This window comes from Algoriphagus halophilus, assembly GCF_900129785.1.
GTDB classification, from domain to species: domain Bacteria; phylum Bacteroidota; class Bacteroidia; order Cytophagales; family Cyclobacteriaceae; genus Algoriphagus; species Algoriphagus halophilus.
Genome location: NZ_FSRC01000006.1, coordinates 1 through 3,223, shown reverse-complemented (window position 1 = coordinate 3,223; position 3,223 = coordinate 1). Strand labels below are relative to the sequence as shown.

Genomic DNA, 3,223 nt, shown 5'->3' with positions numbered 1-3,223 from the left:
AGGTAACAAGTTCATTGACATGTTTAGCAGAAATTGTAACAGAAGTACTGTAATAAGTACATAAGTAGAGTAAGTGAATAAGGGCGCACGGGGGATGCCTAGGCTCTCAGAGGCGAAGAAGGACGTGATAAGCTGCGAAAAGCTACGGGGATTGGCCAATGCGAATTGATCCGTAGATATCCGAATGGGGCAACCCAGTCTTAAAGACTATCCCGCAAGGGAAGCGAACGTGGGGAACTGAAACATCTAAGTACCCATAGGAGGAGAAAATAATAATGATTCCGTAAGTAGTGGCGAGCGAACGCGGAAGAGCCCAAACCGTTCATGTTACGGCATGGACGGGGTTGTAGGACCTGTATAATCAAAGACAACGAGACGCGAACGGCATGGGAAGGCCGACCAAAGAGGGTGAGAGTCCCGTATTGGAATTGTTGTTGGCGAGACGGGTATCCTGAGTAGGTCGGGACCGGAGGAATCCCGATTGAAACTGCCAGCACCATCTGGTAAGGCTAAATACTCCTGAGAGACCGATAGTGAACTAGTACCGTGAGGGAAAGGTGAAAAGTACTCCGAATAGGAGGGTGAAATAGAACCTGAAACCGTGCGCTTACAAGCGGTCGGAGCCACGCGATGTGGTGACGGCGTGCCTTTTGCATAATGAGCCTACGAGTTACTCCTCATCGGCAAGGGTAAGGTATTCAGTACCGTACCCGGAGCGAAAGCGAGTCTGAAAGGGCGATTGAGTCGGTGGGGGTAGACGCGAAACTTAGTGATCTACCCATGGCCAGGTTGAAGTTGTGGTAACACACAATGGAGGACCGAACCGATAAACGTTGAAAAGTTTCCGGATGAGCTGTGGGTAGGGGTGAAAGGCTAATCAAACTGAGAAATAGCTCGTACTCCCCGAAATGTTTTTAGGAACAGCGTCGGGAATTGTATGACGGAGGTAGAGCTACCGATAGGACTAGGGGGAGTCAAATCCTACCAAATCCTGACGAACTCCGAATGCCGTCATACAGAACCGGCAGTGAGGGCTGGGGTGCTAAGGTCCCAGTCCGAGAGGGAAAGAACCCAGACCTTCCGCTAAGGTCCCCAAATCTATGTTAAGTTGAACAAAGGTGGTCCAGTTGCAGAGACAGCCAGGAGGTTAGCTTGGAAGCAGCTATTCCTTTAAAGAGTGCGTAACAGCTCACTGGTCGAGCGACAGGGCGTCGATAATAATCGGGCATCAAACATAGTACCGAAGCGAAGGATTGATAGTAATATCAGTGGTAGGGGAGCATTCCAACGGCGGAGAAGCTACAGCGTCAGCTGTGGTGGAGCTTTTGGAAAAGCAAATGTAGGCATAAGTAACGATAATGCGGGCGAGAAACCCGCACACCGTAAGACCCAGGTTTCCTGATCAACGCTAATCGGATCAGGGTTAGTCGGGACCTAAGGCGAACCCGAAGGGGGTAGTCGATGGCAAATGGGTTAATATTCCCATACTAATTATACAGGTGATGGAGCGACGGAGTGATGAAAGATCCGCGCGGTGACGGAATACCGCGTTAAAGGTAGTAGGTATTGGACCCATAGTTAAATGCGTGGGTTTAGCCGAAGCTGATAGTACCGAGCGTTTACGGACAATCGGATAGTGATCCTAAGGGCTTCCAAGAAAAACTTCTAGCGTTAAGCGTATAATTACCCGTACCGCAAACCGACACAGGTGGTCGAGGAGAGTATCCTAAGGTGCTCGAGTGAATCATGGCTAAGGAACTCGGCAAAATAGCCCTGTAACTTCGGGAGAAGGGGCGCCTCTGGTGACAGAGGCCGCAGTGAAGAGGCCCAGGCGACTGTTTAACAAAAACACATGGCTTTGCAAAGTTTAACGACTAAGTATAAGGCCTGACACCTGCCCGGTGCTGGAAGGTTAAGAGGGGGAGTTATCGCAAGAGAAGCTCTGAATCGAAGCCCCAGTAAACGGCGGCCGTAACTATAACGGTCCTAAGGTAGCGAAATTCCTTGTCGGGTAAGTTCCGACCTGCACGAATGGTGTAACGATCTGGGCACTGTCTCAGCCATGAGCTCGGTGAAATTGTAGTCGCGGTGAAGATGCCGCGTACCCGCAACGGGACGGAAAGACCCCATGCACCTTTACTGCAGCTTAGCATTGGTACTGGACAAATGATGTGTAGGATAGGTGGGAGACTATGAAGCGGGTTCGCCAGGATTCGTGGAGTCACTGTTGAAATACCACCCTTTGTTTGTTTGGTATCTAACCCCGAATGGGGGACATTGCTTGGTGGGTAGTTTGACTGGGGTGGTCGCCTCCAAAAGGATAACGGAGGCTTCCAAAGGTTCCCTCAGTACGCTTGGTAACCGTACGAGGAGTGCAATAGCATAAGGGAGCTTGACTGTAAGGCCGACAAGCCGAGCAGGGTGGAAACACGGGTATAGTGATCCGGCGGTTCTGAATGGAAGGGCCGTCGCTCAAAGGATAAAAGGTACGCTGGGGATAACAGGCTGATCTCCCCCAAGAGCTCATATCGACGGGGAGGTTTGGCACCTCGATGTCGGCTCGTCACATCCTGGGGCTGGAGAAGGTCCCAAGGGTTGGGCTGTTCGCCCATTAAAGTGGCACGCGAGCTGGGTTCAGAACGTCGTGAGACAGTTCGGTCCCTATCTGTTGCGGGCGTGGGAAGTTTGCGAGGACCTGACCTTAGTACGAGAGGACCGGGTTGGACTGACCGCTGGTGTACCGGTTGTGATGCCAATTGCATTGCCGGGTAGCTACGTCGGGAAGAGATAAGCGCTGAAAGCATCTAAGTGCGAAACTCCCCTCAAGATGAGACTTCCAAATAGGGCCGTCAGAGACGATGACGTTGATAGGCTACAGGTGTAAAGGCAGTAATGTCATAGCTGAGTAGTACTAATTGCCCAAAAGCTTACCGCTGTTTGTTACAGTTTCTGCCAAGACATGTTAAAAACTTAAGATATTAAGTGGATCATCCACAAAGATTTAGGCGGCCTAGCGCAGGGGTCCCACCTCTTCCCATCCCGAACAGAGAAGTTAAGCCCTGCAGCGCCGATGGTACTGGGGTTACACCCGGGAGAGTAGGTCGCCGCCACATTATTCAAGCCCTTTGGATCACTCCGAAGGGCTTTTGTGTTTTCAGGCCCCCAAGAAAAGGAACCCGAACCACCCATTATTCAAGCCAGCTAGATAGCTGGCTTTTTTTGT

At 51.1% G+C, this 3,223-nt stretch carries 2 rRNA genes; both read left to right on the top strand.

Going from position 1 to position 3,223, the window contains the following annotated elements:
• Nucleotides 1–67 precede the first annotated feature (67 nt).
• A 23S ribosomal RNA gene (locus BUR11_RS20855) occupies nucleotides 68–2,935 on the top strand.
• A gap of 66 nt (nucleotides 2,936–3,001) precedes the next feature.
• Nucleotides 3,002–3,113, top strand: a 5S ribosomal RNA gene (gene rrf, locus BUR11_RS20850).
• The last annotated feature ends 110 nt before the right edge of the window (nucleotides 3,114–3,223 follow it).